At 70.9% G+C, this 25407-nt stretch carries 20 protein-coding genes; 11 read left to right on the forward strand and 9 right to left on the reverse strand.

Going from position 1 to position 25407, the window contains the following annotated elements; translation table 11 throughout:
• Positions 1-6: 6 nt before the first annotated feature.
• From OV427_RS03510 to OV427_RS03520, 3 genes are read right to left on the reverse strand one after another with little or no spacing between them, the layout of a single operon-like run.
• On the reverse strand, positions 7-1860 hold the full coding sequence (locus OV427_RS03510; RefSeq protein WP_267854691.1) for an ABC transporter ATP-binding protein: 1854 nt from the start codon (positions 1858-1860) through the stop codon (positions 7-9).
• Complete coding sequence (locus OV427_RS03515) at positions 1842-2741, reverse strand: CCA tRNA nucleotidyltransferase (protein ID WP_267854692.1); 900 nt, start codon at positions 2739-2741, stop codon at positions 1842-1844. The genes OV427_RS03510 and OV427_RS03515 overlap by 19 nt, the downstream gene beginning before the upstream one ends.
• The gene (locus OV427_RS03520) at positions 2738-4546 is read right to left on the reverse strand and encodes a bifunctional metallophosphatase/5'-nucleotidase (protein ID WP_267854693.1); all 1809 of its coding nucleotides are present in this window, start codon (positions 4544-4546) and stop codon (positions 2738-2740) included. The genes OV427_RS03515 and OV427_RS03520 overlap by 4 nt, the downstream gene beginning before the upstream one ends.
• A 63-nt stretch (positions 4547-4609) precedes the next feature.
• On the opposite strand from OV427_RS03520, the gene OV427_RS03525 reads away from it, so the two are divergent.
• Positions 4610-5851: a hypothetical protein gene (locus OV427_RS03525; RefSeq protein ID WP_267854694.1), complete on the forward strand. Its 1242-nt coding sequence runs from the start codon at positions 4610-4612 to the stop codon at positions 5849-5851.
• 8 nt (positions 5852-5859) lie between these two features.
• On the opposite strand, the gene OV427_RS03530 is transcribed toward OV427_RS03525, so the two are convergent.
• Complete coding sequence (locus OV427_RS03530; protein WP_267854695.1) at positions 5860-6438, reverse strand: hypothetical protein; 579 nt, start codon at positions 6436-6438, stop codon at positions 5860-5862.
• A gap of 228 nt (positions 6439-6666) precedes the next feature.
• On the opposite strand from OV427_RS03530, the gene OV427_RS03535 reads away from it, so the two are divergent.
• Genes OV427_RS03535 through OV427_RS03565 form a run of 7 tightly spaced genes read left to right on the forward strand, consistent with a single transcriptional unit; the run spans position 6667 to position 12790 of the window.
• Positions 6667-8112 (forward strand): class I adenylate-forming enzyme family protein, encoded by a 1446-nt coding sequence (locus OV427_RS03535; RefSeq protein ID WP_267854696.1) that lies wholly within the window; start codon positions 6667-6669, stop codon positions 8110-8112.
• Positions 8109-8408, forward strand: a complete 300-nt coding sequence (locus OV427_RS03540) for a phosphopantetheine-binding protein (protein ID WP_267854697.1) — start codon at positions 8109-8111, stop codon at positions 8406-8408. Before OV427_RS03535 ends, OV427_RS03540 begins: the two co-directional genes overlap by 4 nt.
• A gap of 37 nt (positions 8409-8445) precedes the next feature.
• A complete protein-coding gene (locus OV427_RS03545; protein ID WP_267854698.1) occupies positions 8446-9729 on the forward strand; it encodes a coproporphyrinogen-III oxidase family protein in 1284 nt (427 codons plus the stop codon).
• Between the two features lie 17 nt (positions 9730-9746).
• Positions 9747-10496, forward strand: a complete 750-nt coding sequence (locus OV427_RS03550; RefSeq protein WP_267854699.1) for a hypothetical protein — start codon at positions 9747-9749, stop codon at positions 10494-10496.
• Between the two features lie 16 nt (positions 10497-10512).
• Positions 10513-11220 (forward strand): SDR family oxidoreductase, encoded by a 708-nt coding sequence (locus OV427_RS03555; RefSeq protein ID WP_267854700.1) that lies wholly within the window; start codon positions 10513-10515, stop codon positions 11218-11220.
• 5 nt (positions 11221-11225) lie between these two features.
• On the forward strand, positions 11226-12107 hold the full coding sequence (locus OV427_RS03560; protein ID WP_267854701.1) for a sulfotransferase family protein: 882 nt from the start codon (positions 11226-11228) through the stop codon (positions 12105-12107).
• Positions 12104-12790 carry a GrpB family protein gene (locus OV427_RS03565; RefSeq protein ID WP_267854702.1) on the forward strand — a complete coding sequence of 229 codons (687 nt, stop codon included), beginning with the start codon at positions 12104-12106 and terminating at the stop codon, positions 12788-12790. Before OV427_RS03560 ends, OV427_RS03565 begins: the two co-directional genes overlap by 4 nt.
• Here the strand turns inward: OV427_RS03565 and OV427_RS03570 are convergent.
• Genes OV427_RS03570 through OV427_RS03580 form a run of 3 tightly spaced genes read right to left on the reverse strand, consistent with a single transcriptional unit; the run spans position 12787 to position 20379 of the window.
• On the reverse strand, positions 12787-13620 hold the full coding sequence (locus tag OV427_RS03570; protein ID WP_267854703.1) for a CCA tRNA nucleotidyltransferase: 834 nt from the start codon (positions 13618-13620) through the stop codon (positions 12787-12789). The genes OV427_RS03565 and OV427_RS03570 overlap by 4 nt on opposite strands.
• 14 nt (positions 13621-13634) lie before the next feature.
• The gene (locus tag OV427_RS03575; RefSeq protein ID WP_267854704.1) at positions 13635-19691 is read right to left on the reverse strand and encodes an alpha-2-macroglobulin family protein; all 6057 of its coding nucleotides are present in this window, start codon (positions 19689-19691) and stop codon (positions 13635-13637) included.
• Between the two features lie 49 nt (positions 19692-19740).
• Complete coding sequence (locus OV427_RS03580; RefSeq protein WP_267854705.1) at positions 19741-20379, reverse strand: RlmE family RNA methyltransferase; 639 nt, start codon at positions 20377-20379, stop codon at positions 19741-19743.
• A 76-nt stretch (positions 20380-20455) separates the two neighbouring features.
• On the opposite strand from OV427_RS03580, the gene OV427_RS03585 reads away from it, so the two are divergent.
• Positions 20456-20869, forward strand: coding sequence for a hypothetical protein (locus OV427_RS03585; protein WP_267854706.1), 414 nt, complete (start codon positions 20456-20458; stop codon positions 20867-20869).
• A gap of 62 nt (positions 20870-20931) precedes the next feature.
• The gene (locus OV427_RS03590; protein WP_267854707.1) at positions 20932-21219 is read left to right on the forward strand and encodes a hypothetical protein; all 288 of its coding nucleotides are present in this window, start codon (positions 20932-20934) and stop codon (positions 21217-21219) included.
• A 9-nt stretch (positions 21220-21228) separates the two neighbouring features.
• On the opposite strand, the gene OV427_RS03595 is transcribed toward OV427_RS03590, so the two are convergent.
• A complete protein-coding gene (locus tag OV427_RS03595; protein ID WP_267854708.1) occupies positions 21229-23559 on the reverse strand; it encodes an arylsulfatase in 2331 nt (776 codons plus the stop codon).
• 319 nt (positions 23560-23878) lie between these two features.
• Between OV427_RS03595 and OV427_RS03600 the strand changes: the two genes are divergently transcribed.
• On the forward strand, positions 23879-24697 hold the full coding sequence (locus tag OV427_RS03600; protein ID WP_267854709.1) for an NHL repeat-containing protein: 819 nt from the start codon (positions 23879-23881) through the stop codon (positions 24695-24697).
• A gap of 82 nt (positions 24698-24779) precedes the next feature.
• Here OV427_RS03600 and OV427_RS03605 read toward each other — a convergent pair whose 3' ends face one another.
• Positions 24780-25388: a hypothetical protein gene (locus OV427_RS03605; RefSeq protein WP_267854710.1), complete on the reverse strand. Its 609-nt coding sequence runs from the start codon at positions 25386-25388 to the stop codon at positions 24780-24782.
• Between the last annotated feature and the right edge of the window lie 19 nt (positions 25389-25407).

The raw sequence follows: 25407 nt of genomic DNA on the forward strand, positions 1-25407 counted from the left end.
CCCGGCTCACGCCGCCTGGTAGCCGCGTGCCTGGAGGCTGAACAGGCGCGCGTAGCGCCCGGCCCGGGCCATCAACTCCGCATGGCTTCCCAGCTCCTCCACCCGGCCGTCGTGGAGCACCGCGATGCGGTCCGCCATCCGCACCGTGGAGAAGCGGTGGGAGATGACGAGGGCGATGCGGTCCTTCGAGAGCGCCTGGAAGCGCTCGAACATGGCGTGCTCCGCCTCCGCGTCGATGGCGGCCGTCGGCTCGTCGAGGATGAGCACCTCCGCGTCGCGCATGAAGGCCCGCGCCACCGCCAGCTTCTGCCACTGGCCTCCGCTCAGCTCCAGGCCCTTGTCGAACCAGCCGCCCAGCATCGTCTCGTACTGCTGCGGCAGGGCCTCGATGACGGCGCTCGCGCCGCCCTCCTCCGCCGCCCGGCGGATGCGCTCCCGGTCCTCCAGCGCGGACACGTGGCCCAGGCCGATGTTCTCCGCCACGCTGAACTGGTAGCGCACGAAGTCCTGGAACACCGCCCCGAAGCGCTGGCGCAGGTCCTCCACGTCCATGTCCTTCAGGTTGACGCCGCCGTAGAAGATGTCCCCCTCCGTCGGCTCGTACATGCGCAGCAGCAGCTTCACCAGCGTGCTCTTGCCCGCCCCGTTCTCCCCCACCAGCGCCAGCTTCTCCCCGGGCTCCAGCCGCAGGGACACGTCGCGCAGCGCCCACCCGGGTCTGCCGGGGTAGCGGAAGGACACGTTGCGCAGCTCCAGCGCATGGCCCCGCTGCGCGGGCGGAGACAGGGCCGGCAGCACGCGCGGCGCCTCCGCCCCGGTGGGGATGGCCAGGTAGGAGAAGAGGTTGCTCATGTAGAGCGCGCTCTCGTACAGGGTGCCGAGGCTCGTCAGGATGCCCTGGAAGGCGGCCTGCCCGCCCCGGAAGAGCGTCAGGTACAGCACCAGGTCGCCCAGGGAGAGGGCGCCCCCGGCCGCCTGCCAGGCCATGAAGGCATAGCAGCCGTAGAACGCCAACAGCGCCAGCGTGCCCAGCACCAACCCCCACAACATCCGCCGCACCGCGAGGCCGCGCTCCTCGGAGAAGAACTGCCAATGCAGCGCGCGGTAGCGACCCAGCACCAGCGGCCCCAGGCCGAACAGCTTCACCTCCTTGACGTGGTTGTCGCGCGTGAGAATCCACTCCAGGTAGGCCAGCTTCCGCCGCTCCGGCGCCCGCCACGAGTGCAGCCGGAAGCCCTCCTCCGCCATGCGCGCCTCGGCGATGAAGGCGGGGATGGAGGCCACCACCAGCACCGCCACGCTCCACACGGACAGGGACACCAGCATCACCGCGTACGTCGACAGCGTCACGCCGTGGCGGATGATGGCGAAGGCATCCATCACCAGTGCCAGCGGGCGCGTGGCCGCGTCCCGCCTCGCGTTCTGCATCTTGTCGTAGGTGTCCGAGTCCTCGAAGTGGCGCAGCTCCAGCTCCAGCGCCTTGTGCAGGATGCGCTCGTTGACGAGGTTGCCCAGGCGCACGCGCAACAGCTCGCGGGTGAGCGCCAGCCCGCGCTCCACCGCCGCCTGGCCCACCATCAGCCCCAGCTCCAGCGCCACCAGCCACACCACCCGCTCACGCGCCGCCCCGCCGCCCTCTCGCGCCGCGACGGACACCCCGTCGACGATGAGCTTGCCCACCCAGGCCACGGCCGCGGGCAGCAGCGCCGCCAGCAGCGTCAGCACGCCGAGCACCACCGCCCCCTGGGGGCTCGCCTCCCAGAAGATGCGGAAGGTGCCGGGGAGCTCGCGGAGGAGACTGCCCGCGTTGCGAAGGCGCTCCTTGAGCGAGGAAGGCGGGGTCAGGGGCGGCGCGGACACGCCGTCCTCTCTACCCCAACCGGCTCGCCCGGCGGGAGCCCCGGGCTCCCGTCCTCGCGCGAGAGGACGGCCTCGAGCACCCGCCGGGACGCCTCCTCGCGGGCACAGGCGACCAGCCGCCGTGCGAACACGGCGCGAGCCTCGGAGCCGGTCTCGAAGTGGCTGGCCATCCACCCCGCGAGGCGCTGCCCCATGCCCTGGATGTCGTGGTCCGCGTACCGCTCCAGGTGCGCCAGGACGTTGGGGGCCGGCGTGTAGCCCCGGCCGAGGAACTGGAGGATGCGGAAGGTGATGCGGTAGCTCGTCTCCAGCACGCGCGGGTGGGTGACGAGGCGGAGGACGCGCCCGGAGACGTCCTCCAGGCCGCACCCCAGCGGGTCCAGCAGCACGCCCCCCTCGTGACACGCGTAGTAGAAGGCGTTCACGGAGAAGTCCCGCATGAGCGCATCCTCGCGCACGTCCGCCCGGGGAACGAACGTGGTGGTGCGCATGTCGTCGTTCTGGATGTCACCCGGCGCGCGGAGGAAGGACAGGTCCACCCCGCCCGTGTCCGCCGCGCCCCAGCACATCATCCCGAAGCGGTCGAAGCGCGAGAGCACCGGGTCGATGGCGGGGAAGGCCCGGCGCAGGTGCTGGTGCACCTCGTCCATGGAGCGGTCCACGGCGATGTCCACGTCGCGGGCCACCTCGCCCTGGAGCCAGTCCCGGGGCGCGCCGCCCACGACGTAGACCTGCATCCCCGCGCCCACCAGCACGTCGATGACGTCCCGCACCCGGATGAGGTGCCCTGCGTCCTGGTAGGCGACCTGCGCCAGCGACGCGCCCACGAGGCCGGCGTCGACGGGGTGGCTCGGCGGGCCCGCGTGCGAGGCGGCGCTCACGGCGTGCGCGGCGCCGGGGCGGCGCAGGGCCCCTGCCCCTCCAGCTTGAGCCGTCCCGGGGCGGGCGCGGTGAGCGGGCGGCCGCGCTTCTGCCACCAGGCGATGAGCGCGTCGCGCAGGCTCAGCTCCTGGTCCAGCCCCAGGTCGATGCTGCCCTCGGGAAGGGTGGCCAGCACCGGCCCGAGCCCGTTGCCCCCTCGCGCGAGGAAGTCGGGCATCACCACGCGGTAGCGCTGCTCCGGTTGGAGCGGCCGCCCGTCCGCCAGCGACACGCGCAGCAGGCGGCCCGGCCCCGGACAGTGGGCCAGCACCAGCCGCAGGCCCGCCACCTGGTACACCCCCATCTGCGCGGTGCCGTAGACGTGCTCCAGCAGGCGCTGGAGCTGCGCGCCCGTCAACGTCAGCGTGGCGACGGTGTTGTCGAAGGGGATGACCTCGTACAGCGTCCCCGCGCGCAGCTCGCCCGAGGGCAGGTCGCCGCGCAGGCCGCCCGCGTTGAGCAGGGCCGCGTCGGCGCCCATCAGCTCGCGCAGCGAGTCGGTGACGAGGCTGCCCAGCGCGCTCTCCCGCACGAAGTCGCGGCGCAGTGGCTCCGGCACCGTCAGCCCCAGGGAGCGGCCCCGCTCCGCCTCCGCGCGCGCCAGCGCGGGCGCGATGAGCTGCTCGAGCGCCGCGTCCTCCACCACCGGCCTGCCGTGGAAGCTCGCCTGCACCAGCTTCACGCCAGGCTGCTCCTTCAGGAGCTTCGGCTCGCAGCTCCCGGTGGCCTCGTCCACGCGCGCGCACACGGGGATGAGGGGAGTGAGGGTGGTGCGCTCGGAGAGCACCTTCCGCGTGCGAGGGTCGACGTAGAGGTCGATGACGCCGAAGTGGCGCGCGTACTCCCGGGACTGGATGACGGGCGTACCGTGGACGAAGTGCCCCAGGGGCTGGTGCGTGTGGGCCGCCACCACGGCGTCGAGCGTGCCCGGCGGCAGCTCGCGCAGCATCGCGAAGACCTCTTCCTCCGGCTCGCAGGTGGAGACGTCATGCGGGTCGCTCCACGCGCGGCACTGGCCTCCGGCGTGGGCCACGGCGATGACCACCTCGGCGCCCCGGGCACGCAGGCGCTCGGCGGCGGCACGGGCCTCGGGGACGAGCGGGCCGAAGCGCAGGCCGGCGACGTTCGCCTTGTTCGTCGTCTCGGGCGTCCTCGGCGTGGAGAGGCCGAGGATGCCGACCTTCACCCCATTCGCCTCCACCAGCCGCGTCCCGTCGTCCGGCAGCCAGCCCGGGCGCTGCCCCGTCGCCGCGTCGTACAGGTTGGCCGAGAGCAGCGGGAAGCGGGCCTGCGCCAGGCGCGCCTTCAGCGCGCCGAGCGGGTCCATGTCCGGCCCCTTCGCGATGGGCAGCGGCCCCACCGGGCCATAGTCGAAGTCGTGGTTGCCAATGGCCGCGGCGTGGTAGCCGAGGTGGTTGAACGCATCGATGATGACGTCGCCCTCGCCCATGTTCGACGCGAGCGTGCCCTGGAACATGTCGCCGCCGTCCAGCAGCAACACGCCGCCAGGGTTCTCCGCGCGGAGGATGGCCAGGTAGCCCGCGAAGGCGGCCAGCCCGCCTTCTTCCACCTCCGTGCCGTCCGCGAGCGTGGCGGTGTGCGGCTGGGCCCAGCCGTGCACGTCATTCGTCCCGACGAGGGTCAGCCGGAGGGGCTCGGGCACGGGCTCCGGACGCGCGGGCAGCGTCGCCCGTGCGCCCTGGCATCCCGCGACGGACAGCAGCAGCGAGGAGAGGCAGGCACGAAGGGTTCGGGGAAGGGGCATGGAGGCACGGTGCTATAAGCGATGGACCACGAGTCGGCGGCTCGCGGGCGGGAGGGTACCACGATGAGAGAGCGCGGCTTCCAGCGCGTCTACCAGGCGGGAACACGGGACGTGAGCGGCCGCTACCTCGGGGGCACGGAGCTCATGCACCTCGTCACCCACGCGGGCCGGCTCTACGCCGCCACGTCCGTCATGTGGGACCGGCCCGGTGACGACCCGGCGGTGGGCTCCCAGGTCCTCGTCCTGGATGCGCCGGACGGCGCCTGGCGGGTGGCGCACGAGTTCGAGCCGAGGAACTGGCGGATGAGCCTGGTGTCCGTCACCTTCACCCGGGACGGCCGGGGCCACGCGCTGCCCGCCCCGGTGTCGATGCTGCTGGCGGCGCCCTCGGATGGCCAGGGCCTCTCCACCGTCCATGCGCTCGACGACAGCACCGGGACGTGGACGCGGATGACGCTCGCGAAGAGCCACCGCACCGCCAGCATCCGCAGCCTGTACCTCCACCGGGACACCGTCACCGGCTGCGAGCGCCTCTTCGCGGGCACGCTGACGAACGGCGTCTACAGCGGCGTCTACGACGAGTCCGCGCCCGGGAGGATTCGCTGGGACGAGGCCCCCGAGCTGTCGGGCTACGCGGCCCGCCCCATGGCCTTCGCCGTGTGCGACGGCGCGCTGCACGTGGCCATCAAGCCCCACCTGTACCGGCGGGTGGACGGCGAGGCGCCGCGCTGGGAGAAGGTCTACACGCTCCCCGAGGAGGTGACGCGCATCAGCAGCGGCCTGCGCGGGCTGACGACCATCCCCTCCCCCTCGGGCGGCGAGTGCCTGCTGGCCGCGCTCGAGGGCGACCACGCACGCATCCTCCGGCTCGAGCCGGACGACGCGGGCTACCGCGCGACGCTCGACCTGGACGTGCTCGGCTTCCTGGAGGAGCGCTGCGGACGGCGTCCCGGCTACGCCATCGCCGCCTATGACGACATGACGCCCGTCGCACGGCCCGGGGGCGGCACGGCGCTGCTGCTCGGTGTGGCCGCGACGTTCAGCGACGCGCTCGACACGCACCCGAAGGACGGCTGGGAGCCCGAGGCCTGGTACCTCATCCGCCACCCCGAGGGACGCTATGAGGCGAGGCACATCGTGGCCCCCGCCCCCCATCCGCCGCTGGGGGCCACGCGCACCATCCTCGTCTCGCCCTTCGACGGGCAGACGCTCTACTTCGGCGGGTATGACCCGCACGCGACGCCGGCCCACAACACCGCCTGGGTCTTCTCCGCGCCGCGCGACGTCGCCCTGGGCGGGGGCTGAGGGACGCGCTACCCGGCGCGCAGCACGTGCGCGTCCCGCGCGGCACGCACCGGCGCGAGCACCTCCACCACGTCCGCAAGCACACCGCCGCCCGGCGTGAGGATGCGGTTGCACCGGCCGAAGAGCGGCGGCACGCCGGCCTCCAGCGCCAGGGCGGTCCGCACCAGGCTGTCCGCCTCCACCCGGAAGTACGCCGTCGGCTGGCACGAGAAGGCGACGTCGAACTCCCGCAGCAGCGTGCCCAGCGGCGTGAGACCCTCGCGCAGCCGCTCCCGCGCCGGCGCGTCGAAGCAGGCGAGCTCGATGAAGATGGCGCCCAGCTCCACGGGGTGCCCGTCGCGCGCGCCCGACAGCACCACCTGCCGCCGCAGCACGCTGGCCTCCTCGCGGGAGCTCAGCACCCGCAGCGCCAGGCGCTGCCCGCAGAAGTCCTCGAGCGTCGGAGTCATCGCCTGCTCGTGGACCAGCAGCCGGTGATACGGCTGCGGCACGTCCGCGGGGGCCATGCGTTCCATGCGCGGCCGAGGCAACCCCTGCTCCCGGTAGAACGCGATGAAGGGCTCGAAAGGTTCCGCGCGCTCGGCCATCAAACCGTCCATCAGGGAAGCCAGGAACCTTGCGTCAACATGTAAAAATCCGATAGATGACAAAACCTAACGTACACCGTCTCGTCACACAAACGTGAATTGAAAGCGCCAGCTGACCAGCGGAGATGGCCTCCCGACGCGCCGCTTCCCGCGCCTTCTGGACGGGCGTGTAGCGCCTTCACGGCGTGGTACCGCCAGGCGCTCGAGGCCGCGGCCCCGCATCAGGGCGTGCTGACGGACGGACTGCTCACGCTGCCCTACGCGGCCCTGGACGCGCACCTCGCCTCGCTGGAGTCCTTCTTCACGTCGCGCGGCGTGTCACCGGGCGCGGTGGTGGCCCTGGAGTGCGCGAACACCGTCACCGGGGCGCTGAGCCTGTTGTCGCTGCTGTCGCGCGGGTACAGCGTCGTGCTGCTGCCGCACCCGGGCGCGGCGTCTCCGAGGCCCGAGGTGCCGCGCGTGTGCCGCCACCGCGTGACGGTGCGCAGCCAGCTCGCCTCCGGCACGGACGTGTCGCTGGAGCACCCCGAGAGCTTCCTCACGGTGGAAGAGGTCCCCGGCCACCACGTGCCCGGGGGCGCGGAGGCCTGGGCCACGGGCCACCTGCTGCTGCGCACCTCGGGCAGCATCGGCACGCCCAAGCTGGCCCTGTACACGCACGAGCGGCTGCTGGCCAACGCGCTCGCCGCCCTCCCCCGGCTGCGGCTGACGGGCGAGGACCGCGTCCTGCTGCCCGTGCCGCTGGCGCACATGTTCGGGCTCGGCGCGGGCTTCCTCCCCGGCTTCACCGTGGGCGCGTCACTGGACTTCGTGGAGGGCGCCAACCTCCTGCGCTGCCTGGAGCACGAGCGCACCTTCCGGCCGAGCGTGGCCTTCATGACGCCCGCCCTGTGCACCATGATGCTGCGCGGGCGGAGCGTGCCGGAGCACTACCGGCACGTCGTGGTGGCCGGTGACAAGCTCAAGCCGGAGTCCTTCCCCTCCGTGGAGGCGCGCTTCCGGCGCGTGGTGAACCTGTACGGCACCACCGAGCAGGGCGTCATCGCCGCCGCGGACGCGGAGGTGGCCGACGGCCCCCGCGCCACCACCGTGGGCGCGCCCCTGGAGGGCGTGGCGCTGCGGCTGGAGCCACCGGAGTCGGCCGGCGAGCTGCCGGGTGACGCGGGCAGCCTCCTCTGCCGCCACCCGCACGGCTTCGAGGGCTACGTCGCCGGAGATGGCGGACCGTGGACGGGCGAGCCCCCGCTGCGCGACGGCTGGTACCGCACCCGGGACCTGGGCCGCCTGCACCCGGGCGGGCTGCTGGAGGTGCTGGGCCGCGAGGACCACAGCGTCAACCGGGATGGCCGCCTCGTGCTGCTCGCGGACATCGAGCGCGCCATGGAGACGCTCCCGGACGTGGAGCGCGCCGTCACCGTGCTCGGTGGTGAGCACCTGCGCGGCCGCCACATCCTCGCCTTCTGCACCCCCAGGGAGGGCCGCGGGCTGGACGGCGCCGCGGTGCGCGCGGCCTGCGCCAGCGTCCTGCCGCCCTACGCCCTCCCGGACGAGGTCCGCGTCCTTCCCACCCTGCCCCAGCTTCCCAACGGGAAGGTGGACCGACGGGCCCTGACGGCCCTCGCCACGGTGGCCGAAACCCCCAACGCAAGCGACGACAAGGAGTGCCAACCATGAATGCCAGCCCCTCGGTGCCCGAGGTCGCCCAGCTCGTCGTCGAGCTCCGGCGGATGATTGCCCATGAGCTCGACGTCCGCATCCAGGAGTCGGACATCTCCGACGATATCTCCCTGCTCGAGGGCGGGCTCGCGCTCGACTCCATCGTCCTGTTCGAGTTCATCGCCCTCATCGAGAAGCGCTTCGGCTTCGAGTTCTCCGACAAGGGCCTCAGCCCGGAGACCTTCGCGAGCCTGACGGTGCTTGCCCAGCACATCCACGGCATGGCGGCGCAGCGCCAGTCGGCCGTGGCCTGAAGACCCCCACCGCCTCACCCGAGAAGAGGTCGTCGCCATGAGCACCGCCACCGAGGAGCTGCCCCGCGGCATCGAGCTGACGCGCAAGGGGTTCGTCACCAACTACCCGCCCTACCGCTACTGGCGCGGCGATGTCGCCCAGCGCTTCCTGACGCCCGCGCCGCTCAACATCTACGTGCACACGCCCTACTGCGTGCAGCGGTGCGCGTACTGTCACTACAAGACGACCACCCTCAGCGAGAACCGCAAGCCGGAGATCGACCGCTACGTCAGCTCGCTGTGCCGCGAAATCGAGCTGGCCTCCAAGCGCTTCGACCTCAAGGCGCGCCCCACGCACTCCATCTACTTCGGCGGCGGCACGCCCACCCTGCTGTCCAAGGACAACCTCAGCCGCATCATGGACACGCTGCGCGAGCACCTCACCCTCGCGGACCCTGAAATCACCGTCGAGGGCGAGCCCGTCACGCTCATCCAGGCCAAGGCGGACCACCTCCAGCACCTGGGCGTCAACCGCATCAGCCTGGGCATCCAGTCCTTCGCGGACGAAATCGTCCTCAAGACGGGCCGGCGGGACACGGAGAAGCAGGGGCTCAAGGCCATCGAAATCGCCCTGGGCACCGGGGCGGTCGTCAACATCGACCTGATGAGTGGCCTGGCGGGCGAGACGGACGCCACGTGGGCGCACACCGTGGAGACGGCGCTGGGCACCGGCGTGCAGTCGCTCACCGTCTACAAGACGGAGCTGTATTCCAACACCGACTACTACGCGAGCGTGAAGAAGGACGCGCAGTTCCTCCCCTCCGACGAGGAGGAGGTGAAGTACGCGGCCCATGCCATCAAACAGCTGGAGCGCGCCAACTACCTGCCGGTGAACTTCTTCACCTTCACGAAGGGCGGCGGCTTCATGCAGCGCCACACCACCAGCAAGTGGCGCGGCGACGACATCTACTCCTTCGGCGTGTCGGCCTTCGGCGCGCTCGGCAACATCTCCGTGCAGAACACCAGTGACTTGCAGAAGTACTCGGACATGGTGGAGGCGGGCGAGCTGCCCGTGGCGCGCGGCTACCAGCTCAGCGCCAAGGACCTGATGGCCCGTGACGTGGTGCTGGGCCTGAAGCTGCTGCGCCTGGACCGCAAGGAGTTCCAGCGCCGCCACGGCTTCGACCTGGTGAAGCTGGTGCAGCCCACCGTGGACGCGCTGGTGGGCGGCGACTTCCTCACCGTCACCGACGCGGAGCTGGCGCTCACGCGCAAGGGCCTGCTCTGGGGCGACTACACCGGGCGCCAGCTCTCCGCCGCCGTCGACGCCGTCGCATCCTGAACCACCCGCACCGCTCCATGCTCCTCACCGACGACTTCGTCTACCTGCACCAGCCCAAGACGGGCGGCACCTTCGTCACGAAGATGCTGGAGCGGCTCTATGCGGGTGGCGGCCGGCCCTGGGTGAACACCCAGAAGCACGGGGGCTGCTCGGCCATCCCCGAGCCGTGGCGTGGCAAGCCGCTGCTCACCACGCTGCGCAACCCGTATGACCGGTACGTGTCCCAGTACCACTTCGGCTGGTGGAAGCTGCACCCGGACATGTACTGCGGCGCGGACGAGATGCGGGCCCTCTTCCCGCACTACCCGGACCTGTCCTTCGCCGAGTTCGTCGTCCTGGCGAACACGAAGTTCGTCAACCGGCACAACCGCGAGGAGACGGGCTTCCGCAATGAGCGCCTCCCCGAGGAGCGCCGGCCGGGCTGGCACACCGAGCAGTTCGTGCGCTTCTACTGCGCCAACCCTCGCGAGGTGTTCGCCGCCATCGACGACGACTACCTCACCTCCGGCCGGTGCCGGCAGGACATGTACCCGGTGCGCTTCACCTTCTCCGAAAACCTCAACCGGGGCCTGCACGGCTTCCTGCTGGAGATGGGCCACGCACCAGAGGCGCTCGCCTTCATCCTGGACGCGGAGAAGGTGTACCCCGCCGAGGGAGGGCGCGCGCCGGAGGACCGCTGGGAGTCCTATTACACGCCCGAGCTGAAGCAGCTCGTGCGCACCCGGGAGCGGCTCCTCTTCGAGCTGTTCCCCCAGTACGACGTCTGACGCGAGAGGGAGAGGGATGGAAATCACGGAGAGGGTCGCGCTCGTCACGGGCGCCAACCGGGGCATCGGACTGGAGGTCTGCCGGCAGCTCGCGGCCCGGGGCATCCGCGTCGCGCTCACCGCCCGCAACGAGGACAAGGGGCGCCCCGCGGCGAAGGCGCTCGCGGAGCAGGGGCTGCCCGTCACCTTCTTCCCGCTCGACGTCACCCGCGAGGAGAGCATGGTCCAGACGGTGGAGGCCGTCACCCGCGAGCTGGGCCGCCTGGACATCCTCGTCAACAACGCGGCCGTCGCCCTGGACATGAAGCAGCCCGGCCTGGAGCTGGGCATGGACACCGTGCGCACCACCCTGGAGACGAACGTCCACGGCCCGCTGCGCCTCATCCAGCTCTGCGTGCCGGTGATGCGCCAGCAGGGCTACGGCCGCATCGTCAACGTCTCCAGTGGGCTGGGCTCCTTCTCGCGCCTGGCCGCGGGCAAGCTGGCCTACCGCATCTCCAAGGCGTCCCTCAACGCGATGACGTGCGTGTTCGCCGACGAGCTGAAGGACACCAACATCCTCGTCAACGCCGTGACGCCAGGCTGGGTGCGCACGCACCTGGGCGGCATCCGCGCGGAGCGCTCGGTGGAGGAGGGCTCGGAAGGCATCGTCTGGCTGGCCACCATTCCGGACGACGGCCCGCGCGGGAAGTTCTTCAAGGACCGCGACGAGTTCCCCTGGTAGGCCCCATGCCCAAGCCCAACTTCTTCATCGTCGGGGCACCGCGCTGTGCCACGACGTCGATGTACACGTATCTCAAGCAGCACCCGGGCATCTTCCTGTCGCTGCTCAAGGAGCCCATCTACTTCGGCTCGGACCTGACGCGACAGCCGCTCGCCGTGGGCGACGAGGCCAGCTACCTGAGCCTCTTCGACGGCGCGGGCGACGCGAAGGTGGTGGGCGAGGGCTCCGTCTTCTACATCATGTCCAGGACGGCCCCCGCCGAGCTGAAGGCCTTCTCCCCGGACGCGCGCATCCTCATCATGCTGCGCGAGCCCGTGGCGATGATGCACTCGCTGCACTCGCTGTACCTGCGCACCGGCAACGAGGACCTGGAGGACTTCTCCGCGGCGCTCGACGCGGAGCCGGAGCGGGCGCGCGGGCAGCGGCTGCCCCCCCGGTGCTACTTCCCCGAGGGGCTCCAGTACCGCTCGGTGGCGCGCTACGCGGAGCCGGTGGAGCGCTTCCTGCGCACCTTCGGCCGCGAGCGGGTCCACATCGTCATCTTCGACGACCTGGTGAAGGACGTGCGGAGGGAGTACCGGCGCACGCTGGAGTTCCTCGGCGTGGACCCGGAGCACACCCCGGAGTTCGACGAGGCCCGCGCCACGGCGCTCATCCGCCCCCTGGTGCTGCGGCAGATGCGCGCGGCCACCCCGGAGATTCGCGCCCGGCTGAAGACGGGCCGCGACTCCCACCTCGGCACCAAGAGCCAGCGGCTGTCGCCGGGGGCGCGCGAGCGCGTCTGCGCGGAGCTGCTGCCAGACGTGGAGCGACTGAGCGCGCTGCTGGACAGGGACCTCACCCACTGGTGCCGTCCTTCCCACCCCGGCCCGGAGGCGCGCCCATGAGCGCAGACACGGGCGGCGGCGCGGCGGACGCCTTCCGGCTGGCCCGCATCATCCGGCGCCTCAAGGAGCGCGTCCGCCCGGAGGAGCTGGGCGGCGAGTCCGTGGAGGGGCTCGTGCGCCGCTGGTCCCGGCTGCGCTCGCCGGAGCTGGACATCCAGGTGCGGGAACATGACCCGGCGTGGGCTTCCGCCTTCGAAACCGAGAAGCAGCGGCTCCACGCCGCGCTGGCCGACGAGGGGCTGGTGGACATCCAGCACATCGGCAGCACGTCCATTCCACCGCTGCCGGGGAAGAACATCCTCGACCTGGCGGTGGCGGTGCGCGCCCTGCCCTGCACCGCGCGGCAGGCGGAGCTGCTCGCGGGGCTCGGCTATGAGTCCTATGGCCCGAGCCCCATCGACCCGGACTTCACCTGGTTCTGGAACGTAAACGCGGACGGCCAGGGCGCCTTCGTCGTCCACGTGTGCGGCCACCAGAGCCCGTGGTTCTCCTACCTCACCAACTTCCGCGACTTCATGCGCGCCGAGCCCGAGGAGCGGCAGCGCTACGAGGCCCTGAAGCGGGAGCTGGCGGCGGTGCCCGGGCAGAGCTGGCTGGAGTACAGCATCGTCAAGCGCGCCCTGGCGCTGCGCATCACCGAGCGGGCCAACGCGTGGGCGGCGGCCCGGGACGGGGCACGCTAGCCGCCCGCCTCCGCGAGCCGGGCGAAGACGTCGTCCAGCACCCTCCGGGAGGCCTCCTCCTTCGCGCACGCATGGAGGCGCTCCCGGAACTCGGCCATCAACTCCGGGGTGCTGCCCAGGTGGTTGGGAATCCAGTTCAGCAGCCGGTCCCCCATGCCCTGGATGTCGTGGTCGGCGTAGCGCGCCAGGTGCTCGTGGATGTCGGGCGCCGGACGGTAGCCGCGGCAGAGGAACTGGAGGATGCGGAAGGTGGTCCGGAAGCTGGTGTCCAGCACGCGCGGGTGGGTGATGAGCCGCAGCACGCGCGCGTGCACGTCCTCCAATCCGCAGTCGAGCGGATCCAACAGCCGGTCCTCCCTGTCGCACGCCAGGTAGAAGGCGTTGACCGAGAAGTCCCGGGTGAGGGCGTCCTCGCGCAAGTCGCCCCGCGCGACGAACGTCGTGGTCCACATGTCGTCATTCTGGATGTCGTGGCGGCTGCGCAGGATGTTGAGGTCCACGCCACCCGTGGCCCTGCTGCCCCACCGGAGCGTGCCAAAGCGCGGCGAGTGGCGGAGCACCGGGTCGATGCCGGGGAAGGCCGCGCGTAGCACCGCGTGGGCCTTCTCCACCGGCCCATCCACCGACAGGTCCACGTCCTTGACGGCCTCGCCGGTGAGCCAATCGCGGCACGCCCCGCCCACCACGTAGACGCGAAAGCCCTCCCGCTGGAGCAGCCCCGCGACGTCGCGGATGCGCACCGTGTAGCCCGCATCCGCGACGAGCAGCCCGTCCAACGAGGCCCGCACCACGGCCGGGTCGACGGGGTGGCTCCGGTAGTCGTCCGTCATCTCGTGCGCCTCGCCTACTTCGCCGGGCCCACGGTGAGCACCGCGCCCGTGGAGTACGCGGTGAACTCGGGCGCGTACATGGACTGCACGGTGGCGGGGCCCACGCGGAAGGTACCGGCCATGTTGGCGCGCAGCCGGTACTTGAAGGTGTACTCGCCGGCGGGCAGCCACTCGAAGAAGAAGTTGGTGCCCGAGTCCCGCGTCTCCTCGTACCAGACGATGCCCAGGTCCCACTTGTGGCGGGACTGCGCGTTCTCCGGCTCCAGGCCCGCGGCGCGTGGGTCTCTCAGGTGGACGTACTCCGCCGCGTGCTTCGTGCGCAGGGAGATCTGCACCTCCACCTCGTCACCGGGCTTGAGCACCGCGCCCTCCGCCAGCGGCTGGAGCACCGCCTCACGGCCCTCGCGCTCGCGCCGGAAGTAGCGCCGCGACACGTTGAAGAAGTCGCCGCGCTCCTCCTCCGGGAGCTTCTCCGTGGAGAAGTGCCACGTGGCGGAGGCGAAGGCGAAGCCCGGCGTCGTCTTCTCCACCACCACCGAGCTCATGGTGGCCGGATTCAATTCCGGCCCGGGCACCACCACCTGGTTCTTCTTCCCCGTGTATTCATCCGGGGAGAACTCCATCTGCACCACGCGCGGGCCCACCGTCACCTTGGCGTCCTCGCGCACGCCCAGCGCGCCTTCGGACTGGAGGTACTTCACCAGCGCGTAGAGCGCCTCGGCGGTGGCGCGGGTGGACTTCCAGTGGTTGAGCTTCTTGTCCAGCAGCAGCCACTGCACCAGTCCCTCGCGCCGCGGGTCCTTCGGCTTGAGTTCCGTCAGCGTGCGCAGGGCGAAGGCGTGCGTCTCCGTGGTGTCGTTGTACCAGAGCCAGCTGCGGTCCTCGGGCGCCCAGTACGTGCCCAGCTCCTCGCTCGACTTCGCCGAGTCCATGACGCTCTCCCAGACCTTCTCGGCGTCCTTCCCCTGCCCCGCGCGCTTCAGCGTCAGCGCCAGGTAGCCCTTGAGGTACGGCGAGTGCTTCTTCCAGTGCTTGTAGCTGAAGGCGAGCATCCGCTCGCGCTCGGCGGCGGTGAGCGCCTCGCCCGTGTAGCGCTCGCTCGGGTACGCGGAGGCCACATAGTTGAGGAACGTGAGGAACTCCCAGCCCTGGCCCTTCTTCATCAGCTTGTCCGCGTACTCCTCACGGAAGTGCCGGGCCACGTAGCCCCACGCGTTGCGCGTCATCTCCGGCGGCACCTCCACGCCATACTCCATGGCGCGCGACAGGCCGTGGAGGATGTAGAGCGTCATGAACGGCGACGGCGGTCCCCCCGGCCACCACGGGAAGCCGCCGCTGGAGGTCTGCGCCTTGCGCAGCTTCCCCATCGCGGAGATGCGCTCGGCCGCGGCCACCTTCGGGTCCAGCACGCGCACCAGGTCCGCTTCGGCCTGGGGTCCGCCCTTCGCCATCTCCAGCCAGGGCGTCTCCTCCAGCGCCATCTTCCGGTTCGGGTCCACCTCGTCGAAGGTTTCGAATTGGGTGGCGCGCTCGCTCATCTTCTTCGCCATCTTCGCCACCTCGGGGTACTGCCCGTAGAGGCTGGCGAGGATGCCGGAGGACACGAAGCGGTTGAGCGTCTGCTCCGTGCACTCGTAGGGGTAGTCCATCAGGTACGGCAGCGACTGGAGCGCCGCGTAGAAGAGCTGCGCGTCCACGGTGACGACGAGCTGCTCGTTCACCCGCGTCGGGTCCCCGCCCGCGCGCAGGTCCTCGAACGTCATCGTCTTGGAGGACTTGCCCTTCAGCGTGACGAAGCGTGACTGCGACAGGTGCATGCGGCCGGGCAGCACCGGCAGCGGGCGCAGCTCACCGTCGCTCAGGTTGCCGGCGCGGGCCTCCACGCGGAAGGCCACCGCCCCCACCTTCGCGGGCGCGGTGAGCGCGAAGCGCAGGTTCGTCCCCCGCCCCGCCGCGACGTTGAAGGCCTGCGACGCGCCCTTCACGCCGAAGTCCGCCAGCAGGCTCTTCTGCGTCTGCGCGTCCACGATGTCGAGCGTGAGCGTGCCCTGCTGCGGCTTCTCCGCCGCGTTGTTCACCACCACCTCCAGCACCGCCCTGTCCCCTTCGCGCAGGAAGCGCGGCACGTACGGCCGCACCATCAGCTCCTTCACGCTGCGGGTGGTGCGCTGCACCGAGCCACCCTTCAAGTCGCGGGTGATGCCGTGCACCCAGACGCTCCACGCCGTCACCGAGTCCGGCACGGTGAACTCCAGCGTGGCCGAGCCATCCGCTCCCGTGAGGAGCTGCGGCACCCAGAACGCCGTCTCCGCGAAGTTGGAGCGCAGTCCCTCGGCCGGCGCGGCCTGCCCCGCCTGGGCATTCTGCGCCTTGTCCGCATTCTTCGCCTCCGCCTGCAGGGTCGGCTTCGCCGGCTCGGGGGGAGGCGCGGGAGGCGGAGGCGGCGGAGCTCCGCTCTCGGACTCCTCCATCGGCCGCGCGGCGCTCGGGGCTGCCGTCATCCGCTCGCGTCGCACCGCACCGCCCATCGCCTGGTTCCGGTAGCGTCGATAGCCCGGCCCGCCCAGGCCGTACTCGTCCTCGAAGCGCAGCGCGTCCGGCTCGGGCGGGTTCCACCCCTGCACGTCGCCGTACCCCTGGCTGACGACCCACTGGGCCATGGCCACGGCCAGCGAGGAGCGCAGGTCCACATGCGAGGCACGGTGCGGGTAGAGCGCCGCGACGCTCGGCGGCGTGTGCGGCGCGAACAAGTCGAGCGACTGGTCGTACATGTACGCGAGCAGCTCGGCGGCGCCGGCCTCCACCTTCGCGCCCTTCGGGCCGCGCACCGTCACGCGCCAGGTCTCCTTCGCGCCAGGACGCAGCTTGTCGCGGAACGTGGCGAACTCCAGGCTCAGCTCCTTGTCGTCCCACGGGACGAACACGGGCGAGGAGAAGCCCAGGTACTGCCAGTCGCGCACGGCCACCAGCACCGCGGTGAAGCCGCCGCGCAGCTCCTCCGTCACGGGCACCTCCACCACCACCGGTGCCTTGCCGCCCGTCAGCGGCTTGCGCAGCACGCGCCGCTCGCCCTGGTACACGTCCAGCATCAGGGGCTGCCCCTCGAAGCCGGAGAAGGCCAGCAGCCGCGCCACCTCACCCACCCGCACCGTGGCGCGCTCCAGCACCAGCGACGCCGGCAGTGCAATGGGCGCGGCCTCGCCCGCCACCAGCAGCTCGCGCGCCACGGTGAACGTCTGGCCGAAGGCGTCCGTCGTCTCGTAGTGCAGCCGGTACGCACCGGCCTTCAGCGCGGGCAGCTTCACCCGGGCCAGGCCCTCCGCGTCGTGCTGCACGGCGCCCTTCGCCTGCTCCCCGCCGTCCTGCCAGCGGGCCAGCGCCGCCTGGGGCGAATAGTCCGTGTCCCAGCGGGGCTGGAGCTTGTCGCCTGGAGTGGGCGTGCGCACCGCCTCCGGATCCACCTCCACGGCGGGCGGCTCGACGATGGGCTCGTCCGCGGGCAACAGCGGCTGCGAGGGCTGCTTCAGCGCCACCAGTCGCCAGCGGCCGGGGCCGGGTTGCGGCACGCCGTCCAGCGTGGTGCGCACCAGCTTCACCTCGGGGGCCACGCCCTCGCGGAAGAAGCCCTCGTCCGCGTCCACGCGTCCCTCCACCGCGACGAAGCCCAGCCGGAAGGCGCGCTCGGCCGAGCGCGTCTCTCCGCCCTCGTCCGTCGCGTCCGCTTCGATGCGGTAGCGCCACGTGAGCCCCGGCGTGCGCGCGGAGCGCTCATCCGCCTCGGGCGTGAAGGTGATGCCGAAGCCGCCGTCCTCCGCCAGCGAGGACGTGCCGGACGCCACCACCTGCCGCTTCACCGAAACGGAGGACCGGTCCCACCACCACCACCAGGGCAGCACCGGCTCGCGGAAGGCGCGCCAGCGCACGGTGCCGGACGCCACCGGCAGCCCGAAGTAGTAGCGCGCCTCGCCCTTGAAGGTGGCCGGCCGGTTGAGGCGCAGCGGTGCCTCCGGGTCCTTCAGCGTCACCTCGAAGGTGGGCCGCTTGTACTCCTCCACGCGGATGGAGGTGCCTCCGCCCGTCGCCACGCGCACGGACCAGGCGCCCAGCACGCGGCCGGTGGGCACGGTGAACTCCCCCGCCGCCGAGCCGAACCCGTTGGTGCGCACCTCGCGCTTCTCCACCTCCTGGTTGTTGGGGTCCATCAGCGACACCACCAGCGACTGCTCCGGCAGCGTCCGGTAGCGCGCCTGGTCGCCGCGCCCGCGGAAGGCCACGACCTTCCAGAGCACCTTCTGCAGCGGGCGGTACACGCTGCGGTCGGTGAAGACCAGCGACGAGGTGGACTCCTGCGGCTCGCTTCGCGGGTAGAAGGAGAAGCCATTGGGGTGGAGCAACGTCTCGCGCCCGCGTCCCGCCACCAGCAGGTAGCTCTGGTACGACTGTCCCTTCGGCGCCTGGAAGGTCACCTCGCCCTGCGGATTCGTGGTGGCGCTGGCCACCTCGCGGAAGCCCTTGTTGTAGTCGGTGAGGATGAGGCGCACCGGCACCTCCGACACGGGCTTGCCGGACTCCCCCTGCACCACCCGCGCCTCCACCGAGGTGCCCGCCGTGGCGCGCGTGACGATGACCCACGGCGACACCGTCATGAACACCGCCTGCACGCGGTTGTTCTTGCTCCCGAAGTCCTCTCGCGCGGAGGCGGCGATGATGTACGTGCCCGGCTGCTCCAGCGGCGGCGTGACGAAGGTGCGGTGCTCGCGCAGGTCCTGCGTCGCCGGCAGCTGCGTCGTCCACGAGGCCACCGGCTTCTGGCTGTTGAAGATGCGCAGCAGCGCGTCGCCGTAGGGGAGGACGTTGTAGTCGTCCACCTTCGCCAGTCGCTTCTCCAAATCGAACGCGTAGGCGCGGAAGTAGACCGCCGGCACGTTGCGGTGGGTGACTTCCACCGAGCGGCGGCGCGGCCCGTCCGACTGCATGGAGGCGAGGCGGAAGTCCGGGGCCTCCAGCGCGCTCACCAGGGCGGCGCAGCGCCGCGAGCCCTCCGACTTCGGGTACGCGTCCACGCACGGCTTCGCCAGCGCGAGCGCGCGCACCGGGTGCCCCGCGGCGCTCTCCAGCTCCGCCAGTTGCCCCTGCCCCATGCCCCACCACGCCACGTCGCGGAAGGGGGTGAGGAACGCGGCGAGGTGCTGGCGGATGCGGGCCGCGTCGTCCTTCTCGCTGAAGTGCACGGACAGCACCTCGTAGCGCTTGAGCCGCGCCTCCAGCGCCGCCTCACGCCGGCCCCCGGCGCGGTGCCAGGCCTCCAGGTCCGCGAGCACCGCCACCACCTTCACCAGCGGGTGGAGGTTCGGGTCCGTCAGGTCCACGGTGGGCGAGCCCTCGAGCAGCGAGCGCAGGTCCAGGCGATAGACTTCGTTGGCGTGCTCGGGCCGCCAGTGGGAGCTGTCCGCCAGCACCGCCACGCGCAGGTACGAGACGGCGTCGCGCAGCGTGGAGCGGATGCCCGCGGGGTAGGTGTTGGGCCGGATGTACTCGGACAGCACCGTCACCGGCTCGGTGCCCAGCTTCTCACGCTGCTTCCACACGTCCTCGTAGGCGCGCTGCGCCTCGGTGAGGATCTGCTCGTACGTCCACGACTTGAGGTCCACCGGGCCGGTGGAGGCCACCGCCTCGCGCTGGCGCACCTCCCAGCCGTAGGCCTGCGCGTAGGTGACCAGCGATTGGGCGTAGAAGAGGTTCAGCGTGGCGCGCGGCAGCACGCCCTTCGGCCAGGGCTGCTCGCGCAGGAAGCGCACCGACGTCTCGTAGCCATGCAGCGCGCTGCGCAGTTGCACCGTGCGCACCAGCGCCCGCGCCCACTCCGCCTCGTCGGTGCCGCCCTTCGCCTTCTCCAGGCGGGCCTCGGCGCCCTGCGCCGCGGCCTCCACCTTCTGCTCGTCCACCAACGCGTCGATGGCCTTCCACGTCGGCGGGGCCTTCCCCTGCCCCAGCGCGGGCAAGGAGGTCAGCAGCAGGGATAGCAGCAACAGGGCGGAGGAGGACGCTCGGGTCCAGGGAGTCCGGTGCATGGGCGGCACTCTAGACACAGCCGCCCGCCGAATCGTTCCACAATGAACCTCAAGGTGACGCGGGCGTGGGGGCCTTGCGGCGCAGCCCCACCAGGTAGACCTCCATGCTCGCGCCGCGCGTGGCCTCCGGGCGCACGACCTTCACTTCCTCGAAAAGTGAGCGCACCTGGTTGCGGAAGTCCTCGAAGTCGCCGCCCATGAACACCTTGGCGACGAAGGACGAGCCGGGCCGGCCGCGCGCGGCGGCCACCTCCAGCGCCTTGCCCGCGAGCCGCAGGCTGCGCGCCTCGTCCGTGGCCTTGATGCCACTCGTCTTCGGCGCCATGTCGGAGATGACCGCGTCGAAGGGGCCGTCGTACATCGCCGCCAGCTTCGCGTCGAAGTCGTCCGCCAGCACGTCCAGCACCGCGGTCTGCACGTGCCGCTGCGTGAAGGGACGGATGGCGACGATGTCCACGCCAATCACGCGCCCCCCCGTCCCCACCGCCTCCGCGAGAATCTGGAGGAAGCCTCCCGGGGCCGCCCCCAGGTCGAGCACCACGTGCCCCTTCTTCACCATCGGGAAGCGTTTGATGAGCTCGTCGACCTTGAACGCCGAGCGGGCGCGCAGCCCCTCTTGCTTGGCCTTCTGGAAGAAGTGGTCTTTCGGACGGTAGGGCTTGCCCATGTCAGGGGGGCTCCCTACCATCCGCTACTGTCTTCGGGAAGCCGGAGCGGTCGCGGGTGTCCTGGCCCGCGCAATGGCCAGTCCGGAGGACGTTGAAATGGGCACCCGGAGCGTGACTGTGGCGCTGTGCGTCTCCCTGCTTTCCGCGGGTATGGCGGGCTACTGCTACACGCGCTCGGACGCACTGCAGGTGCAGGGGCAGTGGCTGATGGAGCGCGGCACCGCCCAGGCCGAGGACTACGCGAACCGGCTGGACGGCTCGGCGGCGGACGCGCAGCTCAAGTCCTTCGCGGAGCGCCGGGCGGTGCTGGAGCGGGCACACCGGTGGCAGCGCGGCATGATGCTGGGCATCCTGGCGTCGATGCTGGCCGCCGTGTCCGCCTACCTGCTCTTCCTGCTCAAGCGCCTGGATGACCAGTTGGTGGACGCCACGGGTGAGCCGCGCCCGTCCGCGCCGCCGCCTGTCTCCTCGGAGCGCGCTCCGGCGCTCATCTCCAGCCCGCAGCGCTGAAGGCTCCCCACACGCGGGGACTCGCTGGCACAATGGTGGCCCCTTCTCCCGTGGAGGTGGCCATGCCCGGCTGCGCGCACTGTGGACGCCCGCTCGACATCATCGCCAACCAGGTGGGGCGGCGCGACGTATGCCCCGGCTGTGGCGAGGACGTACGCTCGTGCCGCAACTGCCGGCACTTCGACCCGGGCGTGGCCAAGGAGTGCAAGGAGCCCCTCGCGGAGGTGCCCAAGGACAAGGACGGCGCCAACTTCTGCGAGCTGTTCCAGATTGGCGAGGGCGGCATCCACGAGAAGGAGAGCCGCGACGCCCTGCTGAACGCCGCGGAGGCCCTGTTCCGGAAGAAGTGAGTCCCGCGCCTACTGAGACCTCAGCGCGGCGTCCACGTGCCCCTCATGCAGGGCCTGCTTCGTGCCGGCGTCCTGCTCGGAGCGGAGCGCTATCTCGACCTTCTTGATGGTGCCCGTGAAGGGCACGCCGTGCTCGTACGGCCCCACCGCGGCGCCGGTGTCCTCGCCGATGTCGAACGTCTCCCCGCTCATCGAGAAGATGAAGGGAATCGTCTTCTCGACACGGCCCTGGCCGGCGACCCGGCCGTTGACCCACAGCCGCGCGGTGCCGCCCCTGCCGAGCCCGCCGCCGTCGTAGTCGAAGGCCAGCTTCAGCGTGACTTCGCCGGGGGGCAACGCCTCCGCACATTCGACGGCGTACGTCTCATGGCCCATCCAGTTGTAGAAGTAGACGGGCTTCCCGTCGTGGACGGAGAGAGACCAGCCGGCCATGTTCCCGCCCTGGCTGACGATGACGCCCTCCGCGCCAGCTTCGGGGACCACCAGCTCGGCGGTCAGGTCGAACGAGGTGTTCTTCACGTTCACCGTGGACAGCTCCGGCATGCGGACGTTCTCACGGTAGTAGGTGACCTTCGTCCGGCCCTCGAGCAGGTTGGGCCGGTTCTCCGGCAGCGCCCGCTGGACGGTGTCGTCACTCAGTGGGTACACGTCGTATCTGCGCGCCTCCTGGTCGAAGAGCGCCTGCAGTTCACGGAGCTTGTCCGGGTACCGTGCCGCCAGGTCCTCGCTCTGGCTGTAGTCCCGGGCGATGTCATACAGCTCCCAGGTCTCCTCCGGACCGAAGGGCCGGTTCTCGGCGCGAATCCACGGCAGCCGCCCGTGGAAGCACGAGGCCATCCATCCATCGTGGTAGAGGGCCCGGTTGCCGAGAATCTCGAAGTACTGCGTCACGTGGGTGCTCGGGGCGTCCTTCTGGTTGAAGCTGTAGAGCATGCTGACGCCCTCGAGCGGCTTCTGCCGGACGCCGTTGACCTCGTCGGGTGGGTAGATGCCCGCCGCCTCGAAGACGGTGGGCGCGATGTCGATGATGTGGTGGAACTGCGAGCGCAGGCCGCCCGCGTCCTGGATGCCGTGGGGCCATGAGACGACCAGCCCGTTGCGCGTGCCACCCAGGTGGCTCGCGACCTGCTTCATCCACTGGAACGGGGAGTCCAGCCCCCAGGCCCAGCCCACGTTGTAGTGGTTCTCACACCGGGGCGAGCCGAAGTCCTCCAGGTGCGCGAGCAGCCACTCCGGGTCCTCCGGGATGCCGTTCTGGAAGGAGGGGGCGCTCCAGGCGCCGTGGAGGGTGCCCTCGGCGCTCGCGCCGTTGTCCCCCACGATGTAGATGAAGAGCGTGTTGTCCCAGGCCCCGAGGTCCTTGATGGCCTCGACGACGCGGCCAATCTGCGCGTCGGTATGAGCGAGGAAGCCGGCGTAGACCTCCATCAGCCGCGAGGCCACCGGCTTGTACCGGTCCGGGTACTCCTCCCAGGAGGGAATCTGCTCCGGGCGCGGCGTCAGCTTCGTGTCGGGAGGGATGACGCCCAGCTCCAACTGCCGCCGCCAGGTCTCCTCGCGCAGCCTGTCCCAGCCCTGGTCGAACTGGCCCTTGAACCTGTCAATCCACTCCCGCGCCACGTGGTGGGGACTGTGACCCGCGCCGGGCGCGAAGTAGACGTAGAACGGCTTGTCCGGCGCGGCCGTCTTCTGGTTGCGAATCCAGCCGATGCACTGGTCGGCCAGGTCCTCGGTCAGGTGATAGCCCTCCTTGTCGCGGTAGGGCGCAATCGGGGTGGTCTGGTCATAGAGGGCCGGCTCCCACTGCGACGTCTCACCGCCGAGGAACCCATAGAACTTCTCGAAGCCGAGCCCGGTCGGCCAGCGGTCGAACGGCCCCGCGGCGCTGACTTCCCACATGGGGGTGCAGTGGCCCTTGCCGAACCAGGCGGTGTTGTAGCCGTGCTCCCGCAACACCTCGGCGGTGGTGGCCACGCTCCGGGGAATGGCGCTGTCATAGCCGGGGAGGCCCGTGGCGATTTCCGTGATGGCGCCCATATGGGCGCTGTGGTGGTTGCGGCCCGTGATCAGCGCGGCGCGGCTGGGCGAACAGAGGGCCGTGGTGTGGAACTGGTTGTAGCGCAGCCCCTGTCCGGCCAGCGCCTCCAGGGTGGGCATGGGGATGGGCCCCCCGAAGGTACTGGCGGCGCCGAAGCCCACGTCATCCAGCAGCACGATGACGACATTCGGAGCGCTCCTGGGCGGATAGGTGATGGAGGGTTTCGTCGGCTGCACGTCGGCTGTCGTGACGGCCTTCGCGCCACCTGGCGGCCGGGGGGGCGTCTTCCTGCTCCGCGCCATCGCTGTGTACCTCCCGCCGCACGGACCATCCTCGGCGTCTCCGGTGGTGGAGGCACTCCAGGCGAACGGCGCCACGAACCCCCGTCACGGAGATGGACATGCACCGCGACATTGCCCCCTGCCCTCGTGGCGGAATCGGCTGACCGGGGCCTGGGATGCACGGAGGCTCGCTCCCGGAGACTGGGGGTCCCCAAAGCCCCATGCGAGTCAATATCATCACATCTTTCCAGTGTCAGTGACATGACACTACGCTCCACGGATGCACCTGGAACGACGTTTCTTTCTGCGGCTCTCGGCGGTGGGAGCCGCCTCGCTCATTTTGCCCGTCGCGGGCACCGGCTGTGTCGGCTCACAGGGGGTGAAGGCGCTCCAGGTGGGAGGGCGGGACTCACTCCTCTACATCGACGCCCTGGGGAACGTCCTGGAGCTGCGGCCGCGCGAGCACCAGGTGTTGGTGCGCGGCGTGGACGGCGCGGAGCTGGCCACACTGGGCGGCTTCGGCCGTGGAGCCACGGAGCTCAATGGCCCGGCGGCGGTGGCGCTCGGGACGGAGGGCCGCGTGTACGTCGTGGACCGGGGCAACCACCGCGTCCAGGTCTACACGCGCAACGGCGCGCACGTGGGGCAGATTGGCCGTGCGGGCAAGGAGGACGGGCGCTTCCTCTACCCCTCCGGCGCCTGTGTGGATGCGCAGGGGCGGCTCCTGGTCAGCGACGGGTTGAACCACCGGGTGCAGGTGTTCTCTCCCGGCGGTGAGTGGCTGGGCACGTTCGGCGCAGGTGAGCTGCAACTGCCACGCGGTATCGCGGTGGGGCCGGAGGGGCACATCCACGTGGTGGACTCCGGCCACGCTCGCATCGCCGTCTACGACGCCACGGGCCGTGGCGTGGGGAGCTACGGACACTACGGACGCGAGGCCGAGGGGATGATGTGGCCGCGCGCCATCACCGTGGACGCGGCCGGCACGGCGTACGTGGCGGATGCCACCTGCAACGCGGTGCACGTCTTCGACGCGGACGGTGCCTTCGTCGAGCGGCTCCCGCTCCAGCGCGAGGGCGGGCCCGCCTCGGCCGTCCACGTCGCGCTGTCTCCGACGGGGGAGTTGAAGGTCTCAGCGCGCGCGGGACGGCCGGACTGAGTCACGCCGCACGTCGGTCTCACGAAGCGGCACGGATGCGCTCGTGAGACCGGCGGCCCCGCGGCGGCGGAGCCAGCGCGGGTTACCGCTCGTGGGGTGCGCCCACCGCCACGGCCGACCCGAAGAACGGGAGGACGCTCGAGAAGTCCTTCGGCGGTGGAGTGACGACGGTGGGCCCGGCCTCTCCCCACTGGGTGATGCCGTGGGGCAGCAGCTGGCGCAGGTCATACCGCTGACCTTCGAAGTCGAACTCCGTGCTCCATACGAGCCGGGCCGTGAAGACGTTGAGCGAGAGCGCCCGGTGCGTGGCGGGCATCCCAGCGAATGCGCCACCCGCGACGACGCTGGCCCGCCGGAACGTGGCGATGCGCTTCCCATCCGAGAACGAGTCCGGGTGCTCGAAGGACGCGCCCACGTGCTTCGCGTCCTTGAGGTACAGGCTGAAGTCGCCCACCACGTCCATGCTCAGGGACAGGCTGCCGTTGGTGACCTTCGCCGCGGTGAACGGCTCGGACCGGAACGTGAGCCGCGCCGTCGCCTCGCTCATGTTCTTCATGTCCGTGAAGAGCGGCCCCTGAAGTCCCTCCAGGTGGAGGAAGTAGCCCAGGTCCTGCTCGGTCTTCCCGTCCGACGACACGTAGAACCGGCCCGTCACGTACCACGCCACGCTTGCCGCCATCAGCGGTGCCATCCGTCCTCCCGTTTCCGCA

The sequence above is a fragment of the Pyxidicoccus sp. MSG2 genome (assembly GCF_026626705.1).
Lineage (GTDB): Bacteria > Myxococcota > Myxococcia > Myxococcales > Myxococcaceae > Myxococcus.